The 25,923-nt window shown below is 52.5% G+C and carries 21 protein-coding genes; 15 read left to right on the top strand and 6 right to left on the bottom strand.

Annotated elements, in window-relative coordinates:
- Window positions 1–89 precede the first annotated feature (89 nt).
- The 9 genes from mrcB to fhuB all read left to right on the top strand — a co-directional run bounded on the left by mrcB (window position 90) and on the right by fhuB (window position 14,354).
- Window positions 90–2,630: a bifunctional glycosyl transferase/transpeptidase gene (gene mrcB, locus OGX89_RS02945; RefSeq protein WP_063941129.1), complete on the top strand. Its 2,541-nt coding sequence runs from the start codon at window positions 90–92 to the stop codon at window positions 2,628–2,630.
- 656 nt (window positions 2,631–3,286) lie between these two features.
- Entirely contained in the window at window positions 3,287–3,829 is a 543-nt protein-coding gene (locus OGX89_RS02940; RefSeq protein ID WP_003829212.1) for a fimbrial protein, read from the top strand.
- Window positions 3,830–3,879: 50 nt separating this feature from the next.
- Window positions 3,880–4,593 carry a fimbrial biogenesis chaperone gene (locus tag OGX89_RS02935; RefSeq protein ID WP_003829210.1) on the top strand — a complete coding sequence of 238 codons (714 nt, stop codon included), beginning with the start codon at window positions 3,880–3,882 and terminating at the stop codon, window positions 4,591–4,593.
- A gap of 31 nt (window positions 4,594–4,624) precedes the next feature.
- A complete protein-coding gene (locus tag OGX89_RS02930; RefSeq protein WP_003829209.1) occupies window positions 4,625–7,108 on the top strand; it encodes a fimbria/pilus outer membrane usher protein in 2,484 nt (827 codons plus the stop codon).
- A gap of 133 nt (window positions 7,109–7,241) precedes the next feature.
- Window positions 7,242–8,243 (top strand): fimbrial protein, encoded by a 1,002-nt coding sequence (locus tag OGX89_RS02925; protein ID WP_080470559.1) that lies wholly within the window; start codon window positions 7,242–7,244, stop codon window positions 8,241–8,243.
- Between the two features lie 222 nt (window positions 8,244–8,465).
- Window positions 8,466–10,640, top strand: coding sequence for a ferrichrome porin FhuA (fhuA, locus tag OGX89_RS02920; RefSeq protein ID WP_126956860.1), 2,175 nt, complete (start codon window positions 8,466–8,468; stop codon window positions 10,638–10,640).
- A gap of 47 nt (window positions 10,641–10,687) precedes the next feature.
- Window positions 10,688–11,485, top strand: a complete 798-nt coding sequence (gene fhuC / locus OGX89_RS02915) for a Fe3+-hydroxamate ABC transporter ATP-binding protein FhuC (protein ID WP_003829206.1) — start codon at window positions 10,688–10,690, stop codon at window positions 11,483–11,485.
- Window positions 11,485–12,375: a Fe(3+)-hydroxamate ABC transporter substrate-binding protein FhuD gene (gene fhuD, locus OGX89_RS02910; RefSeq protein WP_126956858.1), complete on the top strand. Its 891-nt coding sequence runs from the start codon at window positions 11,485–11,487 to the stop codon at window positions 12,373–12,375. The genes fhuC and fhuD overlap by 1 nt, the downstream gene beginning before the upstream one ends.
- Complete coding sequence (gene fhuB / locus OGX89_RS02905) at window positions 12,372–14,354, top strand: Fe(3+)-hydroxamate ABC transporter permease FhuB (RefSeq protein ID WP_126956857.1); 1,983 nt, start codon at window positions 12,372–12,374, stop codon at window positions 14,352–14,354. Before fhuD ends, fhuB begins: the two co-directional genes overlap by 4 nt.
- Window positions 14,355–14,467: 113 nt before the next feature.
- Here the strand turns inward: fhuB and hemL are convergent, their stop codons facing one another.
- Window positions 14,468–15,748: a glutamate-1-semialdehyde 2,1-aminomutase gene (gene hemL / locus OGX89_RS02900; protein WP_063941134.1), complete on the bottom strand. Its 1,281-nt coding sequence runs from the start codon at window positions 15,746–15,748 to the stop codon at window positions 14,468–14,470.
- A gap of 168 nt (window positions 15,749–15,916) precedes the next feature.
- Between hemL and clcA the strand changes: the two genes are divergently transcribed.
- The 3 genes from clcA to erpA are packed head-to-tail and all read left to right on the top strand — an operon-like array spanning window position 15,917 to window position 17,764.
- Entirely contained in the window at window positions 15,917–17,338 is a 1,422-nt protein-coding gene (gene clcA, locus OGX89_RS02895) for a H(+)/Cl(-) exchange transporter ClcA (protein WP_063941135.1), read from the top strand.
- A gap of 23 nt (window positions 17,339–17,361) precedes the next feature.
- Entirely contained in the window at window positions 17,362–17,427 is a 66-nt protein-coding gene (yadW, locus tag OGX89_RS02890; protein WP_122973801.1) for a small protein YadW, read from the top strand.
- Window positions 17,420–17,764: an iron-sulfur cluster insertion protein ErpA gene (gene erpA / locus OGX89_RS02885; protein ID WP_003829201.1), complete on the top strand. Its 345-nt coding sequence runs from the start codon at window positions 17,420–17,422 to the stop codon at window positions 17,762–17,764. The genes yadW and erpA overlap by 8 nt, the downstream gene beginning before the upstream one ends.
- A gap of 119 nt (window positions 17,765–17,883) precedes the next feature.
- Here erpA and OGX89_RS02880 read toward each other — a convergent pair whose 3' ends face one another.
- Genes OGX89_RS02880 through mtnN form a run of 3 tightly spaced genes read right to left on the bottom strand, consistent with a single transcriptional unit; the run spans window position 17,884 to window position 20,035 of the window.
- Entirely contained in the window at window positions 17,884–18,507 is a 624-nt protein-coding gene (locus OGX89_RS02880) for a TRIC cation channel family protein (protein WP_003829199.1), read from the bottom strand.
- A 36-nt stretch (window positions 18,508–18,543) separates the two neighbouring features.
- On the bottom strand, window positions 18,544–19,344 hold the full coding sequence (btuF, locus tag OGX89_RS02875) for a vitamin B12 ABC transporter substrate-binding protein BtuF (protein WP_003829197.1): 801 nt from the start codon (window positions 19,342–19,344) through the stop codon (window positions 18,544–18,546).
- Complete coding sequence (gene mtnN, locus OGX89_RS02870) at window positions 19,337–20,035, bottom strand: 5'-methylthioadenosine/S-adenosylhomocysteine nucleosidase (RefSeq protein WP_003829195.1); 699 nt, start codon at window positions 20,033–20,035, stop codon at window positions 19,337–19,339. The genes btuF and mtnN overlap by 8 nt, the downstream gene beginning before the upstream one ends.
- 83 nt (window positions 20,036–20,118) lie before the next feature.
- Between mtnN and dgt the strand changes: the two genes are divergently transcribed.
- The 3 genes from dgt to cdaR all read left to right on the top strand — a co-directional run bounded on the left by dgt (window position 20,119) and on the right by cdaR (window position 24,505).
- Window positions 20,119–21,636: a dGTPase gene (dgt, locus tag OGX89_RS02865; RefSeq protein ID WP_126956855.1), complete on the top strand. Its 1,518-nt coding sequence runs from the start codon at window positions 20,119–20,121 to the stop codon at window positions 21,634–21,636.
- Window positions 21,637–21,765: 129 nt separating this feature from the next.
- Window positions 21,766–23,199 (top strand): serine endoprotease DegP, encoded by a 1,434-nt coding sequence (degP, locus tag OGX89_RS02860; RefSeq protein ID WP_003829191.1) that lies wholly within the window; start codon window positions 21,766–21,768, stop codon window positions 23,197–23,199.
- A 148-nt stretch (window positions 23,200–23,347) separates the two neighbouring features.
- Window positions 23,348–24,505, top strand: coding sequence for a DNA-binding transcriptional regulator CdaR (cdaR, locus tag OGX89_RS02855; protein ID WP_003829189.1), 1,158 nt, complete (start codon window positions 23,348–23,350; stop codon window positions 24,503–24,505).
- A gap of 93 nt (window positions 24,506–24,598) precedes the next feature.
- Here the strand turns inward: cdaR and OGX89_RS02850 are convergent, their stop codons facing one another.
- Together OGX89_RS02850 and dapD are read right to left on the bottom strand one after the other, a co-directional pair.
- Window positions 24,599–24,985 carry a DUF3461 family protein gene (locus tag OGX89_RS02850; RefSeq protein WP_003018562.1) on the bottom strand — a complete coding sequence of 129 codons (387 nt, stop codon included), beginning with the start codon at window positions 24,983–24,985 and terminating at the stop codon, window positions 24,599–24,601.
- A gap of 109 nt (window positions 24,986–25,094) precedes the next feature.
- Window positions 25,095–25,919, bottom strand: a complete 825-nt coding sequence (gene dapD, locus OGX89_RS02845) for a 2,3,4,5-tetrahydropyridine-2,6-dicarboxylate N-succinyltransferase (protein WP_003829186.1) — start codon at window positions 25,917–25,919, stop codon at window positions 25,095–25,097.
- Window positions 25,920–25,923: the final 4 nt, after the last annotated feature.

The following is a 25,923-nucleotide window of genomic DNA, read 5'->3' as shown; positions in this document are numbered from 1 at the left end:
GCGGTAATAATTGAGAGATTTCTTCTTCTGTCGCAGGACGGAAGAACAGAGAATCGGGCCCTTGCGCCTGAATGTTGCGGAGAAAAAGCATGGCGGGGAATGACCGCGAGCCAATTGGACGTAAAGGGAAACCCTCGCGTCCGGTGAAACAAAAGGTGAGCCGTCGTCAACTCAGAGATGAAGAGTATGACGACGATTATGATGATGATGACTATGAGGATGAAGAACCGATGCCGCGTAAGGGTAAAGGCAAAGGGCGTAAGCCTCGTGGTAAGCGCGGCTGGTTCTGGCTGCTGGTAAAACTGTCGATTGTCTTTTTGGTGCTGATCGCCATTTATGGCGTTTATCTGGATCAAAAAATTCGTAGCCGTATTGATGGCAAAGTCTGGCAGCTTCCTGCGGCAGTATATGGCCGTATGGTTAACCTTGAGCCAGAAATGCCTATCGGCAAGAACGAGATGGTGAAGCTGCTGGAGGCCACGCAGTACCGTCAGGTGACGAAGATGACGCGTCCGGGCGAATTTACCGTGCAGGCGAAGAGCATCGAGATGATTCGTCGTCCGTTTGATTTCCCGGACAGTAAGGAAGGGCAGGTGCGCGCGCGTCTGACCTTTGACGGCGATCATCTGGAGACCATCGAGAATATGGATAACAACCGCCAGTTCGGTTTCTTCCGTCTCGATCCGCGTTTGATCACCATGCTCTCTTCACCTAACGGCGAGCAGCGCCTGTTTGTCCCGCGTAGCGGCTTCCCGGATCTGCTGGTGGATACGCTGCTGGCGACCGAAGACCGTCACTTCTATGAACATGACGGTATCAGCCTCTATTCCATCGGTCGTGCGGTGCTGGCGAACCTGACGGCGGGTCGTACGGTACAGGGTGCCAGTACGCTGACTCAGCAGCTGGTGAAAAACCTGTTCCTCTCCAGCGAACGCTCTTACTGGCGTAAAGCTAACGAAGCCTATATGGCGCTGATCATGGATGCGCGTTACAGCAAAGACCGCATTCTTGAGCTGTACATGAACGAAGTCTATCTCGGTCAAAGCGGTGATAACGAGATTCGCGGCTTCCCGCTGGCAAGCCTCTATTATTTCGGCCGTCCGGTAGAAGAGCTGAGCCTCGACCAGCAGGCGCTGCTGGTGGGGATGGTTAAAGGGGCGTCGATCTACAACCCGTGGCGTAACCCGAAACTGGCGCTCGAGCGTCGTAACCTGGTTCTGCGTTTGCTGCAACAGCAGCAGATTATCGACCAGGATCTGTATGACATGCTGAGCGCGCGTCCGTTAGGCGTACAGCCGCGTGGTGGGGTGATCTCCCCGCAGCCAGCCTTTATGCAGATGGTGCGTCAGGAGCTTCAGGCGAAGCTGGGCGATAAAGTTAAAGATCTCTCCGGCGTGAAGATTTTCACCACCTTTGATTCCGTGGCGCAGGACGCTGCAGAAAAAGCGGCGGTGGAAGGCATACCGGTGCTGAAGAAACAGCGTAAGCTGAGCGATCTGGAAACGGCGATTGTGGTGGTTGACCGCTTTAGCGGTGAAGTCCGCGCTATGGTCGGTGGAGCCGAACCGCAGTTTGCGGGCTATAACCGTGCGATGCAGGCGCGTCGTTCAATTGGTTCTCTGGCCAAGCCTGCGACCTATCTGACCGCGCTCAGCCAGCCGAAGCTGTACCGCCTGAATACCTGGATTGCCGACGCCCCGATTGCGTTGCGTCAGCCGAACGGCCAGGTGTGGTCGCCGCAGAACGATGACCGTCGCTATAGCGAAAGCGGGAAAGTGATGCTGGTGGATGCGTTAACGCGTTCAATGAACGTGCCAACGGTAAATCTGGGGATGGCGCTGGGTCTGCCTGCGGTAACCGATACCTGGTTGAAGCTGGGCGCGCCGAAAGATCAGCTTAATCCGGTTCCGGCCATGCTGCTGGGGGCGTTGAACCTGACGCCAATCGAAGTTGCTCAGGCATTCCAGACTATCGCCAGCGGCGGGAACCGTGCGCCGCTGTCGGCGCTGCGTTCGGTGATTGCCGAAGATGGTACCGTGCTGTACCAGAGCTTCCCACAGGCTGAGCGCGCTGTTCCGGCGCAGGCAGCGTATATGACGCTGTGGACTATGCAGCAGGTGGTTCAGCGTGGTACAGGTCGCCAGCTCGGCGCGAAGTATCCGGGTCTGCATCTGGCAGGGAAAACCGGGACCACCAACAACAACGTGGATACCTGGTTTGCCGGGATCGACGGCAGCCAGGTGACCATCACCTGGGTAGGCCGTGATAACAACCAGCCAACCAAGCTGTACGGTGCCAGCGGCGCGATGTCGATTTATCAGCGTTATCTGGCGAACCAGACGCCGACCCCGCTGGTGCTGACGCCGCCTGAAGATGTGGTAGATATGGGCGTGGACTACGACGGTAACTTCGTATGTAGCGGCGGGATGCGTACGCTCCCGGTGTGGACCACCGATCCGGATTCGCTGTGTCAGCAGGGTGAAATGCTGCAGCAGTCGGGTAATCCGTTCGATCAGTCAACGCCGTCGCAGCAGCCACAACAGCAGCAACAGCAACAACCGCCGCAGCAGGAGAAGAAAGATAGCGACGGTGTCGCTGGCTGGATTAAGGACATGTTCGGCAGTAACTGATTTTGGTTTTAACTGTTCTTCCCCCGCATCGGCACAGGCCGGTGTGGGGGACTTCTTCTTCGCGCTGTTATCGCCTTTCTATTCATTTCCTCTCTGGGAACTGGATGCCTTTGCTGGTCTTCACGTCAGGCTGTAATTTGTTGTGGATCACATTTTAATATGTGTTGCATGTTCCTCATCTATGATCTGTAATGGCAATTTCCGCAGGGCATTTCCCGATTAATCATAAACTCAACATATTATTTTTTTTGTATATATTTGGTTTTGACTAATTTTTTGTGGGTTTTTTTATTGATTTTCCACCTTTTTTTATTTTTTTTACAGTATTAAAAAAAGTAATTAACAATTCCCTGTGATAATTTAAAGTTAACTAAATTTAATTTTAAGTAAATCTTTCATGAATTATTTTTTTATTAAAATCAGTGTGTTGTTTTTATTTTGACCTTGCTGGTGTGAATGGGTTGGTTAGCGTTTATTTATCGTAAATCGTAGAATAACTCATGCAAAGGAATGTTTGGGATTGAACAAGTTGATAAAGATATATTATATCATCCAGGGATGCTGTTGCATCTGTATCTCCAACCAGTCTCTATTTCCTTTCGTTAAAATTGACTTCTCCTCTGTTGGTTTTTGTGAGCATATGTAAGGAATACGTTATGTGCAAAAAAATTCTCACCTCATTGTTTGTAAGCAGCGTGCTGGCGGGGGCCGCGATGCCTGCGTTGGCCGTTGATACCGGAACAGTCACCTTTAACGGCAAGATTATTCCTGATAGCTGTGCCGTGGATGTCAACGGTACGTCGACAAACGGTACAGTGACCTTTAATAATCTGTCGCAAACCGCGTTTGGCGCTGATAAAAAAGTAGGTGACTCGCAATCTTTTGCCATCATACTGACGGAATGTGATGCCGCGATTGCCAACCTCAATATCAAATTTGATGGCACGCGTGTTGCCGGTTATGGCGAGGAAGTGCTGCAACCGACGGGGACGGCGACAAATCTCGGCGTACGTATGTTGCCAGAAGGCAGCAGTGATTACGTAAAATTTGATGGCTCGGAGCCAGATGATTCGCTGAATAAGGCCAATGGCGAGAGCGTGGTTTTCAATTATAAAGCTGAAGTTATTCAGGTTGGCAGTACAGTACCGACCACCGGTGATTATACCGCGCAAGCAACCTATACCCTGATTTATCGTTAATCGTTGTACGCACTGGCCCAGGCTGGGCCAGTATTTCAATGGAATGGAAAATGAAACGACTTATTACAATATTAGCTTTGGTACTCACTACCGGCATAAATATTGCTCATGCGGGGGTGGTGATTGGCGGAACGCGAATTATTTATCCTGCCAGCCAGTCTGAAGTACAGGTAACCCTAAAAAATAAAGATAATGATAAACGTTATCTGGTGCAAAGTTGGGTGAGTAATATTGATGACAGTAAAGCGCCATTTGTTATTACACCGCCAATTTATAAGTTGGACGAAAATCGCCAGACGCTGCTGCACGTAGTTTATACCGGTAATAAAACGGCCCTGCCGCAGGATCGCGAATCGTTGTTTATGGCGAATGTTAAATCGGTTTCTGCGATCCCGGAAGAGTTACGTGATAACAACACGCTACAATTTGCAATTAAGACCAAGTTAAAGCTGTTCTATCGCCCGGCTTCGCTGAAAGAAAGTGAGGCGAAAACGGCCTGGCAGTCATTGCAGTTTAGCCGCAGCCAAAATCAACTGGTAGTGAAAAATCCCACGCCATTTTATGTCACCTTCGGCCAGCTTACGGTTGCGGGAAAAGCTATTAAATCCGCAGTGGATCAGCATTCACCCTCGGCATTAACCATGATGGTCGCCCCGTTTGCTGAGCAGCGTTTCCCGTTATCTTCCGGAGCAAAAGGCGACGTAGCCTGGACCGCGATTAATGATTTCGGATCAGAAACCGGACAGCGTAAACAGCCGCTGTAAATGAGCTATCGATTTCTTACGGGTGGCGTTTATGTCTTCTCATCGTACTGTCCGGCTTTTTGCGCTCAATACGCTGACATTCGCGATATTAACGGCGAGTGGTTCCGTTTGCGCTGACGATTATTTCAATCTCAGTGCGCTGGAAACGGGGACGCCGCTGGAGAATACCGGCGCGCTGGAAGCTTATTTACGCAATAATGGTCTATCGCCAGGGCGGTATTTAACGTCCATTGTCTGGGATCGGGATCGCATCGATAAACGAAATTTAAATTACGTCCTTTCAAAAGATAACAGCAAACTGGTTCCGCAGTTTACTAAAGCAGAACTGCGTGAACTGGGCGTCAAAGTTGATTCCATCCCGGCGTTAAAGAATATTAATGATAATGCCGCATTGGGCGATATTAGTGAATATATTGCTGATGCGCGCTATGACTTCAGCCCGGAAACTCAGGTATTGCAATTACGTATTCCGCAAATCTACCGCGACAAACAAATTTCGGGCGAAAGCAATCCCGCTTCCTGGGACGATGGCATTCCGGCTCTGTGGACCAGCTACTATGTTTCGGGCTCGCATCAGCAGTCGAATAGGGACAACAATGCCTCTAACTGGGCCAGTCTCAATTCGGGTATGAACATTGGCCCATGGCGAGTGCGCAATTCCAGTAGCTGGGGGAATGACAGCGGCTGGCAATCTATAAGCACAACGCTGGAGCGTGATATCAAACGCCTGCGCAGCCAGCTTCAGCTTGGGCAAACCTACACCAACGGCGAACTGTTTGACAGCGTACAAATGACCGGGGTGAAGCTGGAGACCGATACCAGCATGCTGCCCAGCGGATTACAGGGATTCGCCCCGGTGGTGCGCGGCATCGCCAACAGCGATGCCAAAGTGGCCATCAAACAAAACGGTTACACCATCTACCAGACCAACGTCTCGCCCGGCCCGTTTGAAATCCGTGATTTAACCCAGGTCACGGCAGGAGCGGATCTGGAAGTCACCGTGACGGAGGCCGACGGTACGGAGCGCAGCTTTATTCAGGCCAGCTCCTCGGTGCCGATTATGCAGCGCGAAGGCGCGCTGAAGTACAGCCTGGCGGCAGGTAAATATCGCGATGTGGATAACGGCGAAGAACCGGAATTTGGCCAGGCGACGGCAATTTACGGCTTACCTTTCGGAATTACCGCCTACGGCGGTCTGCAGGGCGCGTCGATGTATCATGCCGGGCTGGTCGGCATCGGGGCCGATTTACGCGATTTTGGTTCAGTGTCGATGGATTTGACGGCCGCCAGAACCGCATTTGACGACGGTCGCGCAGATGCGAACGGCCAGTCGTGGCGCGCGCAGTACGCAAAAGATTTTCCGCTGACCAATACCACGATCACGCTGGCCAGCTATCGTTATTCCACCTCTGGATTTTATACCTTTCAGGAGGCTCTCGATCAGCGCAATAACGCCTATGACGACGACAGCATTTACAGCTATCGCAATGCTTTTAACCGCCGGAGCCGCTTACAGCTAAACCTTTCACAGTCGTTACATAGCTGGGGGTCGGTATATGCCAACGCCTATCAGCAGGACTACTGGGGAATGGAAGGCCATGAGCGCAGCGTCAGCTTGGGTTACAGCAGCAGCTGGCAGGGCGTTAACTGGTCGCTGAACTATAGCCTGACGAAAACGCCATCGACCGATAACGACCAGCAGGTTTCGATTTCGATTAACATTCCGCTCTCGCGCTGGCTGGCGAACTCCTGGGGCACCTATAACCTGACCAGTTCGAAAAAAGGTAACACCTCGCACCAGGCGGGCGTTAGCGGCTCGTTGCTGGAAAACAACAACTTAAATTACAACCTTCAGCAAACCTACACCGATAACAACGTGGGCTACGGCGCTTATCTCTCCTCGCGCTATCGGGCTTCGGTGGGGGAGTTCAGCGCTAATTACAGCTATCAGCAAGACAGCAAGCAGTGGGGCTATAGTGCACAGGGCTCCGTTGTCGCGCACTCGCAAGGAATAACTCTGGGACAGTCGATCCAGGATGCTTTTGCGGTGGTGCATATTGTCGATGGCGATAACGTCAAAATCCAAAATTCACAAGGGGTGTATACCGACCGTTGGGGCAATGCCATTGTGCCGACCTTAACCAACTATCGGCGTAATACCATCACCGTGAATACCATGGGGCGCGATGATTTAGATATTAAGGATGCGTCTTTGGACGTGAATCCGACCAAGGGGGCGGTAGTGGCGGCGGACTTTACCGCGCGTGCGGGTAAGCGTGCCTTGCTGACGTTGCGATATGGTCAGGGTATGGTGCCTTTTGGGGCGATGCTGAGTATGGACGGCGCAACCTCTATCGTGGGCGATGCCGGTGAAGTGTTTATCACTGGGTTAAAAGGGACGCAGCGTGTGACCGCGCAATGGGGTGATACGGCGCAGCAGCGCTGCTCGGCGGAGGTGACGGTTCCGGCACAACCTGAACCGGGAATTTTCACCGCAACGCTCAACTGCCGTTGATAAATGGAGGAGATATGCAAAAGCGGACAAGCAGCAGGTGCTGGATAGTGGTATGCGATGGCTATGTTTGCCGTACTACCACTGGTAGTGGCAACGGTGGATGTTGTTGTTTAGCTAACAGGGAAATGACCAGATGCAAAAAGGAATAAAGCCTGTTGTCAGGCTCTTCATCACGCTGATGTTAGCTATTATTAGCGTCTGTTTTCAGCAGGCCAGGGCTGAATGCTCGTTTACCAATCCGGATGCGAATCCAACGATTATGTTTACCATGCCCGCGCAGATTGTGATTGAGTCTGATGCAGCTGTAGGAACTGTAGTCTATTCCGGAGAAACAGTTGGAGAATCACACGGCTTAAGCTGTGACGGCAATGAGCGGGTGTATGACGGCTATTTGGTATTGACTGATGCTGATTATTCAGGAGTATTGCCGGGAGTTTATAAAACAACAGTACCTGGTATTGGTTTTCGCGCTGCTCGCGCAGAGAATAAGACAGCGACATTCACTGGCGATAATCTCATTACTCCCCGGCACTATATTGGTAGATTAGGGAGTTGGGCTTCTTTTGACTCAACCTATCATGTGGGGGTTGAGTTGGTCGTTATTGACACCGTTCAGTCTGGTACGCTGGATACCAGCTTATTTAATGCCGATTATCAAATGGGGAACCTGATAGCGGCAAAACTGCGTTTTGGCCCAACGGTGGTCGATGTGCTAACCAATACTTGTAATTTGGTCAGTAAAGATATTGCCGTTCTAATGGACTCGGTAACCTCAGGCAGTTTATCTCAGGGATATTCTTCCGTACTCACCGATGACAGCTTTAAAATTGAAGTCGCCGATTGTACTACCGGAACGCACATTGATTATAAGTTTACCAGCGCCGGTTCAACCGGTGTTACCGACGGCAATATTCTGAACATTGCCAGTGGGGAAGGGGCTGCCAGCGGTGTGGGGATCCAGATCCTCGACAAAGATAATCATGTGCTGAGTTTTGATCAGGAATATACGGGGATCGAAAGCGCAACCGGGCGGGGAACAGAGGAGATCCCCCTGAAAGCGCGATACGCTAAAACCGGAACGGTGAAGGGAGGTCAGGTCGATGCGGTGGCCACCTTTGAAGTGTATTACCGTTAATTTGCAGGCGTATATACGCAGCAGTACGACAGGGCTCTTTCCGAGCCCTAACATTCCAGCCTAATTTATTAACCCTTTCTTTTCATCTGGTTATTTCTTAACCCCTCAGTTTTAGTAGGGACGCGTATTGCTTGCTATCTCGCCAGAGTTTCGAATATTATGCTGCCGTTATAATAATAATTCTCGTTTACGTTATCATTCACTTTCATCAGAGAAATACCAATGGCGCGTCTTAAAACTGCTCAGCCAAGTTCATCGCTGCGTAAAATCGCAGTAGTGGTAGCCACAGCGGTTAGCGGCATGTCTGTCTATGCACAGGCGGCGGTTGACCCGAAAGAAGAAACCATCACCGTAACTGCTGCACCTGCTCCGCAGGAAAGCGCATGGGGGCCTTCGCCGACGATTGCCGCGAAACGTTCCGCCACTGCCACAAAGACTGATACGCCTATCGAAAAGACCCCACAGTCTGTTTCGGTTGTTACGCGTGAAGAGATGGATATGCATCAACCTGGGTCGGTAAAAGAGGCTTTAGCCTATACCCCTGGTGCTGCCGTTTCTACGCGTGGCGCTTCCAGTACTTATGATTTCGTTATTATTCGTGGCTTCTACACGCCAGGCCCAACACCAAACAATTACCTTGATGGCGTCAAGTTACAGGGTGATTACTACAGCTCTGCCGTTGTTGATCCTTACATGCTTGAACGCGTCGAGCTTATGCGCGGGCCAACGTCTGTACTTTACGGGAAAAGTAATCCGGGTGGCTTGATCTCCATGGTTAGCAAAAGCCCGACATCAGAGCCGTTAAAAGAAATTCAATTCAAAATGGGTTCGGATAATCTGTTCCAAACCGGTTTTGATTTCAGCGATTCCCTGGATGACGACGGCGTGTATTCATACCGCCTGACAGGGTTGGCACGTTCTAATGACGAACAACAAGATTTTGCGAAGCAGAAGCGTTATGCCATTGCTCCCGTGTTTAGCTGGAAGCCTGATGACCGAACCAACCTGACTCTGCGAGCAAACATTCAGAATGAGCCTTCAACAGGTTATTACGGCTGGCTGCCGAAAGAAGGTACGGTTGAGCCGTTACCTGATGGTTCCCGTTTGCCTGTGAGCTTTACGGATTATGCGCCGAATAATACCTATTCGCGTTATGAGCGAATGGTTGGTTACAGCTTTGAACACAGTTTTGATGACACCTTCACTGTGCGTCAAAATTTGCGTTATAGCCAAATCAAAACATCTCAACAGAGTGTGTACGGCTTCGGCGCAGTGGGGAATCAATTGACCCGTCAGATTATCGTCGCCGATGAACGCTATAATGATTTTGGCGTAGATACTCAATTGGAAAGCAAGTTCGCGACGGGAGATGTTGGACATACTCTGCTTACCGGTGTCGACTATTCGCGTCTGCGAAACGATATCGATAATGCCTACGGAAGTGCACCGCCTTTAGATATGAATAATCCGGTGTATGACGATGTTGACTTCCCTGACGCGAAACCGTTCCAGCTTAACACGCAGCACCAAACAGGTGTGTATGTACAGGACCAACTGGAATGGAATAAATGGGTTGCAACGCTGGGAGGCCGCTATGACTGGTCTCAGCAGGCAACAACTATTCGTTCCAGTAATCAGAAAGTTGAACGTAACGATGAGCAGTTCACCTGGCGCGGTGGGATAAACTATCTCTTTGACAATGGTATTACGCCATACTTTAGCTACAGCGAATCGTTCGAGCCGAATCCTTCTAAAGCATGGGCAGCAACACCTGCCGACAACGTTGCTTATGCACCGTCAAAAGGTAAGCAATATGAAGCTGGCGTAAAATATGTTCCAAAAGATCTGCCCGTTGTTGTTACTGCCGCGGTATATGAGCTGACGAAAACGAATAACCTGACTACCGACCCGCTTAATCCGTATGCGCAGGTTCCGGCGGGTGAAATTCGTTCTCGTGGCGTTGAATTAGAAGCAAAAGCCGCAGTGAATGCGAACATTAACCTGACAGCGTCTTATACGTATACCGATGCGGAATATACAGAAGACACGACGCTTAAAGGTAAAACACCTGTGCAAGTACCAAAAAACATGGCTTCTCTGTGGGGGGATTACACCTTCTACGAAGGCCCGCTGTCAGGGTTAACGTTGGGCACAGGCGGTCGTTATGTTGGCTCTAGCTATGGCGATCCGAAGAACACCTTCAAAGTGGGTAGCTCAACCGTGATGGATGCAGTCGTTAAATACGATCTCGCGCGCCTGGGTATGGCAGGTTCTAGTGTTGCCGTTAACGTTACAAACCTGTTTGACCGTGAATATGTTGCCAGCTGCTTCGATACCTATGGCTGCTTCTGGGGCGCAGAACGTCAGGTCGTTGCGACTGCAACCTTCCGTTTCTAATTTCTCTTTGGGCACGCTTTGCGTGCCCGTTTTACAAGTTGGCTGCTATGCAGGAAAACAGATCCCATCCCGACACCACTTTTGCGTTGCGTAATGTCTCCTTTCGTGTGCCTGGCCGCACGCTATTGCATCCTCTCTCATTAACTTTTCCTGTGGGAAAAGTGACTGGTCTTATCGGCCACAACGGTTCCGGTAAATCGACGTTATTGAAAATGCTGGGACGTCATCAGCCGCCGTCAGAAGGTGAAATCCTGCTCGATGAACAGCCGCTGGAGAGCTGGAGCAGCAAAGCGTTTGCCCGCAAGGTCGCCTATCTGCCGCAGCAGTTACCGCAGGCGGAAGGGATGACAGTGCGTGAACTGGTGGCGATTGGTCGTTATCCATGGCACGGGGCGCTGGGGCGTTTTGGCGTTGCCGACAGAGAGAAAGTAGAAGAAGCGATTTCGCTGGTCGGTTTAAAACCGTTGGCGCACCGTCTGGTCGATAGCCTGTCCGGTGGTGAACGCCAGCGCGCGTGGATTGCCATGCTGGTAGCGCAGGACAGCCGCTGTCTGCTGCTTGATGAACCGACTTCCGCGCTGGATATCGCCCATCAGGTTGACGTGCTGGCGCTGGTGCACCGCTTAAGCCAGCAGCGCGGGCTGACGGTGGTTGCGGTGCTGCATGATATCAATATGGCGGCCCGCTACTGCGATTACCTCGTTGCGCTGCGCGGCGGTGAGATGATTTCTCAAGGAACGCCAGCTGAACTGATGCGCAGTGAAACTCTGGAACAAATTTACGGTATCCCGATGGGCATTTTGCCGCATCCGGCCGGTGCCGCACCCGTGAGTTTTGTCTATTAATGATCGGATTACATCATATTACCCGTCGGCGATTGCTTACGGCAATGGCGCTGTCGCCTCTGCTGTGGCGGATGAATACGGCACACGCCGCGGCGGTTGATCCACAGCGCATTGTAGCGCTGGAATGGCTGCCGGTAGAGCTGCTGCTGGCGCTGGGGATTACGCCGTACGGCATCGCAGATATCCCTAACTACAAGCTGTGGGTCAGTGAACCTCCTCTGCCTGATTCGGTGATTGACGTCGGACTACGTACGGAGCCCAATCTCGAACTGCTTACCGAAATGAAACCCTCATTTCTGCTCTGGTCGGCAGGCTATGGTCCTTCCCCTGAAAAGCTGGCGCGAATTGCACCTGGCCGGGGATTTAACTTCAGCGATGGCAAAAAGCCGCTGGCCGTTGCGCGACAATCGCTGCAGGAAATGGCGCAATTGTTCAATCTGCAAGCCTCTGCTAAACGCCATTTGACTGAGTACGATCGTTTTATCGCCAGCCTGAAACCGCGCTTCATTCAACGTGGCGCGCGCCCCGTATTGCTTACGTCCTTGCTTGATTCGCGACATATGCTGGTGTTTGGCTCAAACAGCCTGTTCCAGGACGTACTGGACGAATATGGGATCCCAAATGCCTGGCAGGGAGAAACAAACTTCTGGGGTAGCACTGCCGTGAGTATTGACCGTCTGGCTGCTTATAAGGATGTCGATGTGCTGTGCTTTGATCACGGCAACGATAAAGAGATGGCTGCGCTGATGTCTACGCCATTATGGCAGGCGATGCCGTTTGTCCGTAGCGGACGTTTTCAACGTGTGCCTGCCGTTTGGTTTTATGGCGCAACGCTATCGGCCATGCATTTTGCCCGTATTCTGGATAATGCGTTGGGAGGCAAAGCGTGAGTAAACGTATTGCGTTGTTCCCAACTTTCCTGCTGGCTGTTCTGTTTGTTGCTGCCTGCTGGCTGACATGGGTTAACTTCTCCGTTGCGCTACCGCGCAGTCAGTGGCAACAGGCTATCTGGTCACCGGATATCGACATCATTGAGCAGATGGTTTTTCACTATAGCCTGCTGCCGAGGCTGGCGATTTCTCTGCTGGTCGGCGCCGGGCTGGGGCTGGTCGGCGTATTGTTTCAGCAGGTGTTGCGTAACCCTCTGGCGGAGCCAACCACACTGGGCGTTGCGACCGGGGCGCAGTTGGGCATTACGGTTACCACGCTGTGGGCTATTCCAGGTGCGCTGACCACGCAATTTGCGGCGCTGGCGGGAGCATGTGTCGTTGGGGCGCTGGTGTTTGGCGTTGCCTGGGGCAAGCGCCTTTCTCCGGTGACGTTAATCCTTGCCGGGCTGGTGGTCAGCCTGTACTGCGGGGCGATTAACCAGTTGATGGTTATCTTCCATCACGATCAACTGCAAAGCATGTTTTTATGGAGCAGCGGCACGCTAACGCAAACCGACTGGAGCGGCGTACAACGTCTGTGGCCGCAGCTGCTGGGCGGCGTGATGCTGACTCTGTTGTTATTACGCCCAATGACGCTGATGGGACTGGATGACGGCGTGGCGCGTAACCTCGGTCTGGCATTGTCGCTGGCGCGTCTGGCGGCGTTATCGCTGGCCATTGTTATCAGCGCCTTACTGGTTAACGCGGTTGGGATTATCGGCTTTATTGGCCTGTTTGCACCGCTGCTGGCGAAAATGCTCGGTGCGCGTCGTTTGCTGGCTCGTCTGGTGCTGGCCCCGCTGATTGGTGCGTTGATCCTCTGGCTCTCCGACCAAATCATTCTGTGGTTGACCCGCGTATGGATGGAAGTCTCCACCGGTTCAGTGACGGCGCTGATTGGCGCACCGTTGCTGCTGTGGTTGCTGCCGCGCTTAAGGAGTATGAGCGCCCCGGATATGAACGCCAGTAATCGCATCGCCGCTGAACGTCAGAATGTGCTGATGTTTGCGCTGGCAGGTGGCGTAATTTTACTGCTAACCCTTGTGGTGGCGCTGTCATTTGGCCGCGACGCACATGGCTGGACTTGGGCCAGCGGTGCGATGCTGGATGAGCTGATGCCCTGGCGCTGGCCTCGCATTCTGGCGGCCCTGATTGCCGGGGTGATGCTGGCGGTAGCGGGCTGTATTATTCAGCGTCTGACTGGCAATCCGATGGCCAGTCCGGAAGTGCTGGGCATTAGCTCCGGTGCGGCATTTGGCGTGGTGCTCATGCTGTTTTTGGTCCCTGGAAATGCCTTTGGCTGGCTGATGCCTGCCGGGAGTCTCGGGGCTGCGGCCACCTTGCTTATCATTATGATTGCCGCCGGGCGCGGTGGTTTTTCGCCGCACCGTATGCTGCTGGCAGGGATGGCGCTCAGCACGGCGTTTACAATGTTGCTGATGATGCTGCAGGCCAGCGGCGATCCGCGTATGGCGGGCGTACTGACCTGGATCTCCGGCTCAACCTATAACGCGACGGGTGAACAGGTACTGCGCACAGGGATTGTGATGGTTATCCTGCTGGCGATGACGCCGCTGTGCCGTCGTTGGCTGACGATTTTACCGCTCGGCGGTGATACGGCGCGGGCGGTGGGGATGGCAATCACGCCGTCGCGCGTAGGGTTACTGCTCCTGGCTGCAGGGCTGACGGCGACAGCAACCATGACCATTGGACCGTTGAGCTTTGTCGGGTTGATGGCTCCGCATATTGCCCGAATGATGGGTTTTCGTCGGGCGATGCCGCATATGCTGATTTCGGCGCTGGCGGGAGGCGTACTTCTGGTCTTTGCTGACTGGTGCGGCAGAATGGTGCTGTTTCCGTATCAGATCCCGGCGGGGTTATTGTCGACGTTTATTGGCGCGCCGTACTTTATCTATCTGCTGAGAAAGCAAAGCCGCTGAGGTTGACCCCTTTTATGTAGGCCGGATAAGACGCTTTGCGTCGACATCCGGCAATAAAAAAGCCGGGTGGCGGCTTCGCCTTACCCGGCCTACATATCTGCACGTTCTCTTTTTTACAATTTCGCAAACACCCGGCGCGCGGCGTCGATGGTGTTATTGATATCGTCTTCACTGTGCGCTACGGACATAAAGCCTGCTTCGAACGCGGACGGCGCCAGATAAATTCCTTCATCCAGCATCATGTGGAAGAAACGCTTGAAGCGTTCAACGTCACATGCCATCACATCCTGATAGCAGGTTACGGTTTCTGCATCGGTGAAGAAAATCCCGAACATCCCGCCCACATGGTTAACCACCAGCGGAATATTCGCTTCTTCGGCAGCTTCCAGCAGACCTTCCGCCAGACGCGTCGTCAGTTCGTTCAGCGTTTCATGAATACCCGGTTGGGCGACTTCGGTCAGACAGGCATAACCTGCCGCCATCGCGATTGGGTTACCGGAAAGCGTACCCGCCTGGTAAACCGGACCGGTCGGCGCCAGCGCATCCATCACATCGCGGCGGCCACCGAATGCGCCAACGGGCATCCCACCACCGATGATTTTACCGAGGCAGGTCAGATCCGGCACAACGCCGTAATAATCCTGCGCTCCGGCCAACGCCACGCGGAAACCGGTCATTACTTCATCAATGATCAACAGCGCGCCAAACTCATCGCACAGGGCACGCAGGCCCGGCAGGAATTCCGGCAGCGGCGGGATGCAGTTCATGTTGCCGGCGACCGGCTCAACGATGATGCAGGCGATCTCCTGCGGATACTGTTCAAATGCCGCACGTACCGAAGAGAGATCGTTGTAGGTGCAGGTCAGGGTGTGTTTCGCGAAATCGGCCGGAACGCCCGGAGAGTTCGGCTGACCCAGCGTTAACGCGCCGGAACCGGCTTTAACCAGCAGGCAATCGGCGTGGCCGTGGTAGCAGCCTTCAAATTTGATGATTTTATCGCGACCGGTGAAACCGCGCGCCAGACGGATGGCGCTCATCGTCGCTTCCGTACCGGAGTTCACCATACGCACCATGTCCATGGTCGGCACGAGTTCAGTGACCAGCTCCGCCATTTTGACTTCCATTTCGGTCGGTGCGCCGAAGCTTAAACCGCGCTCCGCTGCTTCAATCACCGCATTACGGATTGCCGGGTGATTATGGCCCAGCACCATCGGTCCCCAGGAACCGACGTAGTCAACATAGGCTTTACCATCGACATCGTACAGATACGCGCCGTCGGCTTTTTCGATAAACAGCGGAGTACCACCCACGCCAGTAAAGGCGCGAACGGGGGAGTTAACGCCGCCTGGGATAAGTTCGCGTGCTGCGTTGTAGAGATTTTCAGACTTACTCATGGATGGGGTCCTGGTTCGTAGAAAAAGTAAATGCCCGCTATTCTAGTTATTCAGAGAAGGTTATGAAAGTTTTACGCATTTGAAACAATACGATTTGCAGGGGATTTTCGTGAAATGTGCGAGTAGAATGCCGATTCCGTATTTGTATTACCAATTAATGATCATCTGATGAAGACAGACACTCCCTCTTTTGAAGCACAACAAATTGTGCGTTTACGCCGCAGGGATCAAATTCGTCGTCTCCTGGAACGAGACAAAACGCCGTTGGCGATCCTGTTGATGGCTGCCGTAGTGGGTACAGTGACAGGGCTTGTTGGCGTGGCATTTGAGAAAGCGGTGACCTGGGTGCAGAATCAGCGCATTGGCACGCTGGCTCAGGTTGCGGACCATGACATTCTGCTGTGGCCGCTGGCGTTTATTCTTTCCGCGTTGCTGGCGATGGTCGGCTATTTCCTGGTGCGTAAGTTTGCGCCGGAAGCCGGTGGTTCGGGGATCCCAGAGATTGAAGGCGCGCTGGAAGAGCTGCGACCGGTGCGCTGGTGGCGCGTTCTGCCGGTGAAATTTATTGGCGGCATGGGCACGCTGGGAGCCGGCATGGTGCTTGGGCGAGAAGGACCGACCGTGCAGATTGGTGGTAACCTCGGGCGCATGGTGCTGGATATTTTCCGTATGCGTAGCGCAGAAGCGCGACATACCTTATTGGCTACCGGTGCGGCAGCGGGTCTTTCGGCGGCGTTTAACGCTCCGCTGGCGGGGATCCTGTTCATTATTGAAGAGATGCGCCCGCAGTTTCGCTATAACCTCGTGTCGATCAAAGCCGTGTTTACCGGCGTTATAATGTCGAGCATTGTGTTTCGTATTTTCAACGGCGAAGCCCCGATTATTGAAGTCGGAAAGTTGTCTAATGCGCCAGTAAATACACTGTGGCTGTATCTGGTGCTCGGACTTATTTTTGGCTGTGTCGGGCCGTTGTTCAACACTATGGTGTTGCGTACCCAGGATATGTTCCAGCGCTTTCACGGCGGTGAAATTAAAAAATGGGTGCTGATGGGCGGCGCGATCGGTGGCCTGTGCGGGATCCTCGGATTAATTCAACCTGAAGCGGCAGGCGGTGGCTTTAACCTGATCCCGATTGCCGCAGCAGGCAATTTTAGCGTCGGTCTACTGCTGTTTATATTTATCACCCGGGTGATCACCACGCTGCTGTGCTTCTCATCCGGCGCGCCCGGTGGGATCTTTGCCCCGATGCTGGCGTTGGGCACGTTGCTTGGTACAGCGTTCGGTATGGCTGCGGCAGCCTCTTTTCCGCAGTATCACCTGGAGGCCGGAACCTTTGCCATTGCCGGAATGGGGGCTTTGTTGGCTGCTTCGGTGCGTGCGCCGCTAACGGGTATTGTGCTGGTGCTGGAGATGACTGATAACTATCAGCTCATTTTGCCAATGATTATTACCTGTCTTGGCGCAACACTATTAGCCCAATTTATGGGCGGAAAGCCGCTATACTCGACTATCCTGGCTCGTACGCTGGCAAAACAGGAAGCGGAGCAGGCGGCGAAAAGCCAGGGGACTGCCGCTGGCGAGAATACTTGAACGAAATACCAGGGTATTAGATAATGGCCCAAAATATTGGGTTGAAATTTACCCAATTGCCGATGTCGTTTGGAGCAAAATATGAGTGATGACGTAGCGCTGCCACTGCAATTTACTGAAGCAGCAGCCAATAAAGTAAAAAGCTTGATCGCTGACGAAGAAAACCCGAATCTGAAATTACGCGTGTATATCACTGGCGGTGGTTGCAGCGGTTTCCAGTACGGTTTCACCTTTGATGACCAGGTGAATGAAGGTGATATGACCATTGAAAAACAAGGTGTTGGTCTGGTCGTTGATCCGATGAGTCTGCAATATTTGGTGGGCGGTGCGGTTGATTATACCGAAGGTCTGGAAGGTTCCCGCTTCGTTGTGACTAACCCGAATGCGAAAAGCACCTGCGGGTGTGGTTCTTCTTTCAGCATCTGATTGCTGTCTGTAATACCGATGGTCTGATGGTGTAGGCCCGGTAAGCGTAGCGCCACCGGGCAATGTGCCGGATGGCGGCGTAAACGCCTTATCCGGCCTACATGTTCTGTATCGTCACATCAACGCCCGTTATCATCCAGCGCAAACGTCGGCAATTTCAGATGCCAGCGAATGGCGGCAAGCCGAATCAGCAGGGTGACAATCATCCCCATCATACTGGCGTTTTCCAGTGAAACATCAAAGGTATAAAACGCCGTTGCATGCACGATCCCGCCGATAATACAGGCTGTGGCGTAGATCTCGGTGCGCAAAATCATCGGGACTTCACGAGCTAACACATCGCGAATGATCCCACCACCAACGCCGGTAATCACCCCCATACAAATCGCCACCAGCGGCCCTGTTCCTGCGAGAAATGCCTTGTTGACGCCAATACCCACGAACACCGCCAGGCCAACGGCATCCAGCACCGGAAGGATCCATTTCGGTATGCGTCTTGGTTGACGTACCAACAGGATCGTCAGCATGCTGGTGATCATCGCAACCACCAGATCGGTCGGATCCTTAACCCAAAAAACTGGTCCATTATCCAGCGCCATATCGCGGATCGTACCACCACCAACGGCGGTAACCACGCCGAGTACCAGGACGCCAAACGGATCCATACGTAATTTTCCGGCCAGTAATACGCCAGAGATTGCAAATACCGCGGTGCCGACAATATCAAGCCAATAGACGAGCATTTTTAAATCCTCACAACAGACCTGGTGGGGCAGGCGCTAATTTATCTGTGAAAGCGCATTACAGAGTTGTTTTGCGGCGAGGATAATACGCGGGCTCGCGCGTTCGAACCAGTCACTATTAAGTGTAATAATGGGTATTTTTAGCTGGTTTCCCCAGTATTGCTCAATTTTCAGAGTTTCACCCGGACCGCCTGTGGCAACAATAGCCTGGGGGGCTCGTGCCAGGACCTGCTCACGGCTAACCTGCGGCCAGGGAACCCGACTACCGGCAAAGATGTTTTCTCCGCCGCATACCTCAAGAACTTCGTGCTGAATAGAACCTTTTCCACTGGTAAACAGAGGATTGGCACCAAACTGGAGAAACACGCGTTTTTTCGGTTTGTTGGCATACTGAGATTTAAGTAAAGCATAGTCATCAAGCATGGTTTGCGCCGCCTGTTTAGCTTGTTCAGGCTTGGGGCTCCATGCCGCTAATTGGCGTAGCGCATCGGCAACCTGCTCAATAGTAACGGCGTCCACCCAGATGACCTTAATACCCAGAGAGGTCAGTTGATTCACCTGCCGCTCAGCATTTCCCCCGCGCCAGGCGACAACCAAATCAGGTTTCAGCGCCACAATACGTTCAAGATTCATCCCTTGCCAGGTTGAGACTTCCTCAATATTTTTGGCTTCTGGCGGGTAGTTTGAATAGCTGCTGACGCCAACGGGGGTAATGCCAGCGGCAAAAGCGAGTTCAGTATTGGCAGGAGAAAGCGTCACAACACGCGGCGCGGCGTAAAGGAACGCCGGGAGAGTGAAAAGCAGGGCGACCAGCGCCCTGGAGAGTAATTTAGCCATGCGCCAGTTTCTGTACCAGCGTTTCAACCATCAGACTTGACTGCTTCGCGGCAACCACCAGGAATTCGTCAAAGCTGAGATGGGACTGCTGATCGGCAACGTCAGAGATAGCGCGAACCACGACAAATGGCACGTTAAAGTTGTGGCAAACGTGCGCAATTGCGGTCGCTTCCATCTCAACGGCAATCGCCTGCGGGAAGTTATGCTTAATTTTAGCTAGTCCCACGGAACCATTAATGAAGGCATCGCCACTGACGATAAGTCCGCGAACGGCGTTCAGATTGAGTTCGGCGATACAAGACTCTGCGGCAGCAATCAACGCAGGATCGGCTTTAAAACCAGCCGGGCAGCCCGGTAGCTGACCAAATTCATAGCCAAAGGCAGTGACGTCGGCGTCGTGATAGCGCGCTTCGTCAGAAACTACGATATCCCCGACTTTCAGCGTAGAGGCCAGGCCACCCGCAGAACCGGTATTAATGATGGCGTCCGGCTTGCAGCGTTCAAGCAGCAGCGTAGCGCCCAGTGCCGCAGCCACTTTACCGATACCCGATTTCAGCAGCGCAACCTCTGTACCGTTCAGTTGGCCGGTGTAAATTTCACAACCGCCGAGCGCGATGGTCTGACGGTTTTCGATTTTGTCACGCAGCAGCGTAACTTCTTCTTCCATTGCACCAATGATGCCGATTTTCATAGATTTACTCGCGATAAGCCAGATTTGAGGGCATAGTCTATCATGCGCTTAAGGGGTAGCGCATTTCTCAGGCGGGAGAGGACATGGCACAGATCGATTTCCGAAAAAAAATAAACTGGCATCGTCGTTACCGTTCGCCGCAGGGCGTGAAGACTGAGCATGAGATCCTGCGTATTTTCGAAAGCGATCGCGGACGTATTATCAATTCACCGGCCATTCGCCGACTGCAACAAAAAACGCAGGTCTTTCCGCTGGAGCGTAATGCGGCAGTACGCACGCGCTTGACGCACTCGATGGAAGTTCAGCAGGTTGGGCGCTATATCGCGAAAGAGATCCTCAGCCGACTGAAAGAACTAAAGCTGCTGGAGCAGTATGGCCTGGATGAACTGACAGGGCCATTTGAGAGTATTGTCGAAATGTCCTGCCTGATGCATGACATTGGCAATCCGCCGTTTGGCCATTTCGGGGAGGCGGCAATTAATGACTGGTTTCGCCAGCGACTGTATCCCGCAGACGCAGAAAGCCAGCCCCTAAGTGATGACCGTTGCCAGGTGACGGCATTACGATTGCGTGAAGGCGAGGAGTCGCTGAATGATATTCGCCGCAAGGTGCGCCAGGACCTGTGCCATTTTGAAGGCAATGCGCAGGGTATTCGCCTTGTGCATACGTTGATGCGTATGAACCTTACCTGGGCGCAGGTCGGCGGTATTTTAAAATATACCCGTCCGGCGTGGTGGCGCGGCAGTGCACCCGAGACGCACAACTATTTAATGAAGAAACCGGGTTATTACCTTTCTGAAGAACCGTATATTGAGCGGTTGCGTAAAGAATTATCATTAGCGCCTTACAGTCGCTTTCCATTAACCTGGATTATGGAAGCTGCCGATGATATCTCTTATTGCGTGGCGGATCTGGAAGATGCCGTTGAGAAAAGAATCTTTAGCGTCGAGCAACTTTATCACCACCTGCATGAGGCGTGGGGGCAGCATGAAAAAGGTTCTCTGTTTAGCCAGGTTGTTGAGAACGCCTGGGAGAAGTCACGTTCAAATACATTAAGCCGGAGTACCGAAGATCAGTTCTTTATGTATTTACGCGTCAATACGCTGAATAAACTGGTGCCATATGCGGCCCAGCGGTTTATTGATAATTTGCCGCAGATTTATGAAGGCAGCTTTAATCATGCGCTGCTAGAAGATGCCAGTAGCTTCAGCCAGTTACTGGGTGTTTATAAAAATGTGGCGGTAAAACATGTGTTTAGCCATCCGGATGTTGAACAACTGGAACTACAGGGCTATCGGGTGATCAGCGGGTTGCTGGAGATCTATCAGCCGTTATTAAAAATGTCTCAGTCAGATTTTTCTGAACTGGTCGACAATGAAAGAGTAAAACGTTTTCCTATCGAGTCCCGTTTATTTCAGAAATTGTCTACCCGCCATCGTCTTGCGTATGTTGAGGCAGTTAGTAAAATATCGACGGGGTGCGCCGAGTATTCGGTTCTGGAATATTATTATCGCTGCCGACTGATCCAGGATTATATCAGCGGAATGACAGATTTGTATGCCTGGGATGAATATCGTCGCTTGATGGCCGTAGAACAATAAATACTCATTTGTAAAGACGGACAATAAAATTTTACTTTTTCCTTAAACTTAATTCTGGAACTTAGCGCTATAAAACGACTCTGACGTATACAGCAATTTTGCGTTACCTGTTAATCGAGAACGAAACACATGAAAAAAACCACATTAGCAATGAGTGCACTGGCTCTGAGTTTAGGTTTGGCGTTGTCCCCCCTGTCTGCTACAGCGGCTGAGACGTCGTCTTCAGCAATGACCGCCCAACAGATGCCAAGCCTGGCCCCGATGCTCGAAAAAGTGATGCCATCGGTGGTAAGTATTAACGTCGAGGGGAGCACGACGGTAAATACGCCGCGCATGCCGCGTAATTTCCAGCAGTTCTTCGGTGATAATTCACCGTTCTGCCAGGACGGTTCTCCGTTCCAGAGTTCACCGTTCTGCCAGGGCGGCGCACCGGGCGCTGACAATGGCGGCGGCCAGCAGCAGAAATTTATGGCACTCGGTTCCGGCGTAATTATTGATGCCGCGAAAGGGTATGTCGTGACCAATAACCACGTGGTAGATAACGCCACGGTGATTAAAGTTCAGTTGAGCGATGGTCGTAAATTTGACGCGAAGATTGTGGGTAAAGATCCGCGCTCCGATATCGCGCTGATCCAAATTCAGGATCCGAAAAACCTGACGGCGATTAAGCTGGCAGATTCCGATGCGCTGCGCGTGGGTGATTACACCGTGGCAATTGGTAACCCGTTTGGCCTCGGTGAAACGGTGACTTCCGGCATTGTTTCTGCGCTGGGACGAAGTGGCCTTAACGCGGAGAACTACGAAAACTTTATTCAGACGGATGCTGCGATCAACCGGGGTAACTCCGGTGGTGCGCTGGTCAACCTGAACGGTGAGCTGATCGGTATTAACACCGCGATCCTCGCACCGGACGGCGGTAACATCGGTATCGGTTTTGCGATCCCAAGCAACATGGTGAAAAACCTGACCTCGCAGATGGTTGAGTTTGGCCAAGTTAAACGCGGTGAGCTGGGCATTATGGGTACCGAGCTGAGCTCTGAGCTGGCGAAAGCGATGAAAGTTGACGCCCAGCGTGGCGCATTCGTCAGCCAGGTGATGCCGAACTCTTCCGCAGCGAAAGCGGGGATTAAAGCTGGGGATGTGATTACCTCCCTGAATGGCAAACCGATCAGCAGCTTCGCCGCCCTGCGTGCGCAGGTCGGTACGATGCCGGTTGGCAGCAAAATCACCCTGGGTCTGCTGCGTGACGGTAAGCCGGTCACCGTGAACCTGGAATTGCAGCAGAGCAGCCAGACTCAGGTTGACTCCAGCTCTATCTTTAAAGGCATCGAAGGTGCCGATATGAGCAACAAAGGCCAGGACAAAGGTGTCGTGGTAAGCGACGTGAAACCGAATTCTCCGGCTGCACAGATTGGCCTGAAGAAAGGGGATGTGATTATCGGCGCGAACCAGCAACCGGTGAAAAACATCGCTGAACTGCGCAAAATCCTCGACAGCAAACCGGCTGTACTGGCGCTGAACATTCAGCGTGGTGACAGCTCCATCTATCTGTTGATGCAGTAATCTCCCTGAACCCCTTCCTGCACAGGAAGGGGTTTCTTTTTGTGATACTTCCCACAACTCCATACTTCTCCCTTTCGCTTTGTGCATTTGCACAATGTCGCCGCTTATTATCTTCCCTATGCTTGAGCTCTGCTCACAGGAGGGTTTTATGGCTGGTTGGCATCTTGATACCAAAATGGCGCAGGATATCGTGGCGCGTACCATGCGCATCATTGATACCAATATCAACGTAATGGATGCCCGTGGGCGGATAATCGGCAGCGGCGATCGCGAACGTATTGGTGAATTGCACGAAGGCGCGCTGCTGGTGCTTTCGCAGGGGCGGGTGGTCGATATCGACGATGCGGTGGCACGTCACTTGCACGGTGTACGACAGGGGATAAACCTGCCTCTGCGTCTGGAAGGCGAAATCGTTGGCGTTATCGGCCTTACCGGCGAGCCGGAACATCTGCGCAAATACGGCGAGTTAGTGTGTATGACCGCCGAGATGATGCTGGAACAGTCGCGCTTGATGCATCTGTTAGCGCAGGATAGCCGTCTGCGTGAAGAGCTGGTGATGAACCTGATTCAGGCGGAAGAGAATACGCCAGCGCTGATGGAATGGGCTCAGCGTTTAGGCATTGATTTGAACCAGCCGCGCGTGGTGGCGGTATTGGAGGTCGATAGTGGCCAGCTTGGCGTCGACAGTGCAATGGCGGAGCTACAGCAATTGCAGAATGCGTTGACTACGCCCGAACGTAATAATCTGATTGCGATTGTTTCTCTGACTGAGATGGTGGTGCTGAAACCGGCGCTCAATCAGTTTGGCCGCTGGGACGCTGAAGATCATCGTAAGCGCGTTGAGCAGCTTATTGCCCGTATGAAAGAAAACGGACAGCTGCGGTTTCGCGTATCGCTGGGCAACTATTTTACCGGGCCCGGTAGCATTGCCCGTTCGTATCGTACGGCGCGCACTACCATGATGGTCGGTAAACAGCGGATGCCGGAAAGCCGTAGCTATTTCTATCAGGACTTGATGCTGCCAGTGCTGTTGGACAGCCTGCGCGGTGGCTGGCAGGCCAATGAGCTGGCGCGTCCTTTGGTGAGGCTGAAGGCGATGGATAACAACGGGTTGCTGCGTCGGACATTGGCGGCATGGTTTCGTCATAACGTCCAGCCACTGGCGACATCAAAGGCACTGTTTATTCATCGCAATACGCTGGAATATCGCCTGAATCGTATTTCAGAACTGACCGGGCTGGATCTGGGGAACTTTGACGACCGACTGCTGCTGTATGTGGCGTTACAACTGGATGAACAGCATTGACTAATTGCCTGATGGCGCTAGCTTATCAGGCCTACGAGGATATACCTGTAGGCCGGATAAGGCGTAAGACGCCGCCATCCGGCAACAAACGGCTTATTTACGCGTCAGTTTTTCGAGATCGGCTTCAATTTCGCTGATCTTGTTGGTCACAACGCTTTCAAGATGACGTAAATCATCAAGGATCTTGCGTTTAAGATCGACTTCGCTGCGATCGCGCTGGCAGATCTGATCCAGTTCGTCGATCACATAGCGCAGGTTGGGACTGATCTCCTGCACTTCTTTGTAACCCTGGCCGACGCCATCGGCAACCACCGTTTTGCGCTGACGGGGATATTTGAACTTCACGCTCTTGGCAAAAAACTCGCCTTTATCCTTCTGGAAATAGATTTTCAGGATATCGTTGTTGGCTTCTTGCCGCAGGCTGTAACGATCGATCTCTTCAGGATTAGTAATGCCCAGACTTTTCAGATTGTCATACATAGCGGTACCCTTAAGCTCACTATAACCATTGAATAATTAACGAAAAGCCTTGTTTATGCCACTCGCAGATGTAAAAAAAGCGGGCTAAGCCCGCTTTTTCAAATCGCTGTTAGTCGATGGTGCGTAACAGCTCGTTGATTCCCACTTTGCCACGCGTTTTGGCATCGACTTTCTTCACAATCACCGCGCAGTACAGGCTGTATTTGCCATCTTTCGACGGCAGGTTGCCGGAGACGACCACGGAGCCTGCCGGAACGCGACCATAATGCACTTCGCCAGTTTCACGATCGTAAATACGGGTGCTCTGACCGATGTACACGCCCATAGAAATAACAGAGCCTTCTTCGACGATTACGCCTTCAACCACTTCAGAACGTGCGCCGATGAAGCAGTTGTCTTCGATGATGGTCGGGTTAGCCTGTAACGGCTCCAGTACGCCGCCGATGCCAACGCCGCCGGACAGGTGTACGTTTTTACCGATTTGCGCGCAGGAACCGACTGTCGCCCAGGTATCAACCATCGTACCTTCATCAACATAAGCGCCGATGTTTACGTAAGATGGCATCAGCACGGTGTTACGGGCGATAAACGCACCCTGACGCACGGCCGCAGGCGGAACCACACGGAAACCTTCCTTCTGGAAGCGCGCTTCGTCATAGTTGGCGAATTTCATCGGTACTTTATCGAAGTAACGGCTTTCCGCACCTTCGATGACCTGATTATCGTTAATACGGAAAGAGAGCAGGACCGCCTTTTTCAGCCACTGATGCGTGACCCACTGACCCTCAATCTTCTCTGCGACGCGCAGTGCACCGGAATCCAGTAAAGAAATAACCTGATTCACCGCTTCGCGGGTTACGGTATCTACATTTGCCGGAGTAATGTCGGCACGGCGCTCGAAAGCGGACTCAATAACGTTCTGTAACTGCTGCATTGTT

Source organism: Citrobacter sp. Cpo103 (assembly GCF_030332605.1).
GTDB lineage: Bacteria > Pseudomonadota > Gammaproteobacteria > Enterobacterales > Enterobacteriaceae > Citrobacter > Citrobacter portucalensis.
The sequence above is the reverse complement of the archived record's forward strand: the minus strand, read 5'-3'. Positions and strand labels throughout refer to the sequence as shown.

Excerpts from the sequence above, each read along its gene's own strand:
- mrcB (WP_063941129.1), top strand. The coding sequence starts at position 90 with ATGGCGGGGAATGACCGCGAGCCAATTGGACGTAAAGGGAAACCCTCG.
- OGX89_RS02940 (WP_003829212.1), top strand. The coding sequence starts at position 3,287 with ATGTGCAAAAAAATTCTCACCTCATTGTTTGTAAGCAGCGTGCTGGCG.
- OGX89_RS02935 (WP_003829210.1), top strand. The coding sequence starts at position 3,880 with ATGAAACGACTTATTACAATATTAGCTTTGGTACTCACTACCGGCATA.
- OGX89_RS02930 (WP_003829209.1), top strand. The coding sequence starts at position 4,625 with ATGTCTTCTCATCGTACTGTCCGGCTTTTTGCGCTCAATACGCTGACA.
- OGX89_RS02925 (WP_080470559.1), top strand. The coding sequence starts at position 7,242 with ATGCAAAAAGGAATAAAGCCTGTTGTCAGGCTCTTCATCACGCTGATG.
- fhuA (WP_126956860.1), top strand. The coding sequence starts at position 8,466 with ATGGCGCGTCTTAAAACTGCTCAGCCAAGTTCATCGCTGCGTAAAATC.
- fhuC (WP_003829206.1), top strand. The coding sequence starts at position 10,688 with ATGCAGGAAAACAGATCCCATCCCGACACCACTTTTGCGTTGCGTAAT.
- fhuD (WP_126956858.1), top strand. The coding sequence starts at position 11,485 with ATGATCGGATTACATCATATTACCCGTCGGCGATTGCTTACGGCAATG.
- hemL (WP_063941134.1), bottom strand. The coding sequence starts at position 15,748 with ATGAGTAAGTCTGAAAATCTCTACAACGCAGCACGCGAACTTATCCCA.
- clcA (WP_063941135.1), top strand. The coding sequence starts at position 15,917 with ATGAAGACAGACACTCCCTCTTTTGAAGCACAACAAATTGTGCGTTTA.
- erpA (WP_003829201.1), top strand. The coding sequence starts at position 17,420 with ATGAGTGATGACGTAGCGCTGCCACTGCAATTTACTGAAGCAGCAGCC.
- OGX89_RS02880 (WP_003829199.1), bottom strand. The coding sequence starts at position 18,507 with ATGCTCGTCTATTGGCTTGATATTGTCGGCACCGCGGTATTTGCAATC.
- btuF (WP_003829197.1), bottom strand. The coding sequence starts at position 19,344 with ATGGCTAAATTACTCTCCAGGGCGCTGGTCGCCCTGCTTTTCACTCTC.
- mtnN (WP_003829195.1), bottom strand. The coding sequence starts at position 20,035 with ATGAAAATCGGCATCATTGGTGCAATGGAAGAAGAAGTTACGCTGCTG.
- dgt (WP_126956855.1), top strand. The coding sequence starts at position 20,119 with ATGGCACAGATCGATTTCCGAAAAAAAATAAACTGGCATCGTCGTTAC.
- degP (WP_003829191.1), top strand. The coding sequence starts at position 21,766 with ATGAAAAAAACCACATTAGCAATGAGTGCACTGGCTCTGAGTTTAGGT.
- cdaR (WP_003829189.1), top strand. The coding sequence starts at position 23,348 with ATGGCTGGTTGGCATCTTGATACCAAAATGGCGCAGGATATCGTGGCG.
- OGX89_RS02850 (WP_003018562.1), bottom strand. The coding sequence starts at position 24,985 with ATGTATGACAATCTGAAAAGTCTGGGCATTACTAATCCTGAAGAGATC.
- dapD (WP_003829186.1), bottom strand. The coding sequence starts at position 25,919 with ATGCAGCAGTTACAGAACGTTATTGAGTCCGCTTTCGAGCGCCGTGCC.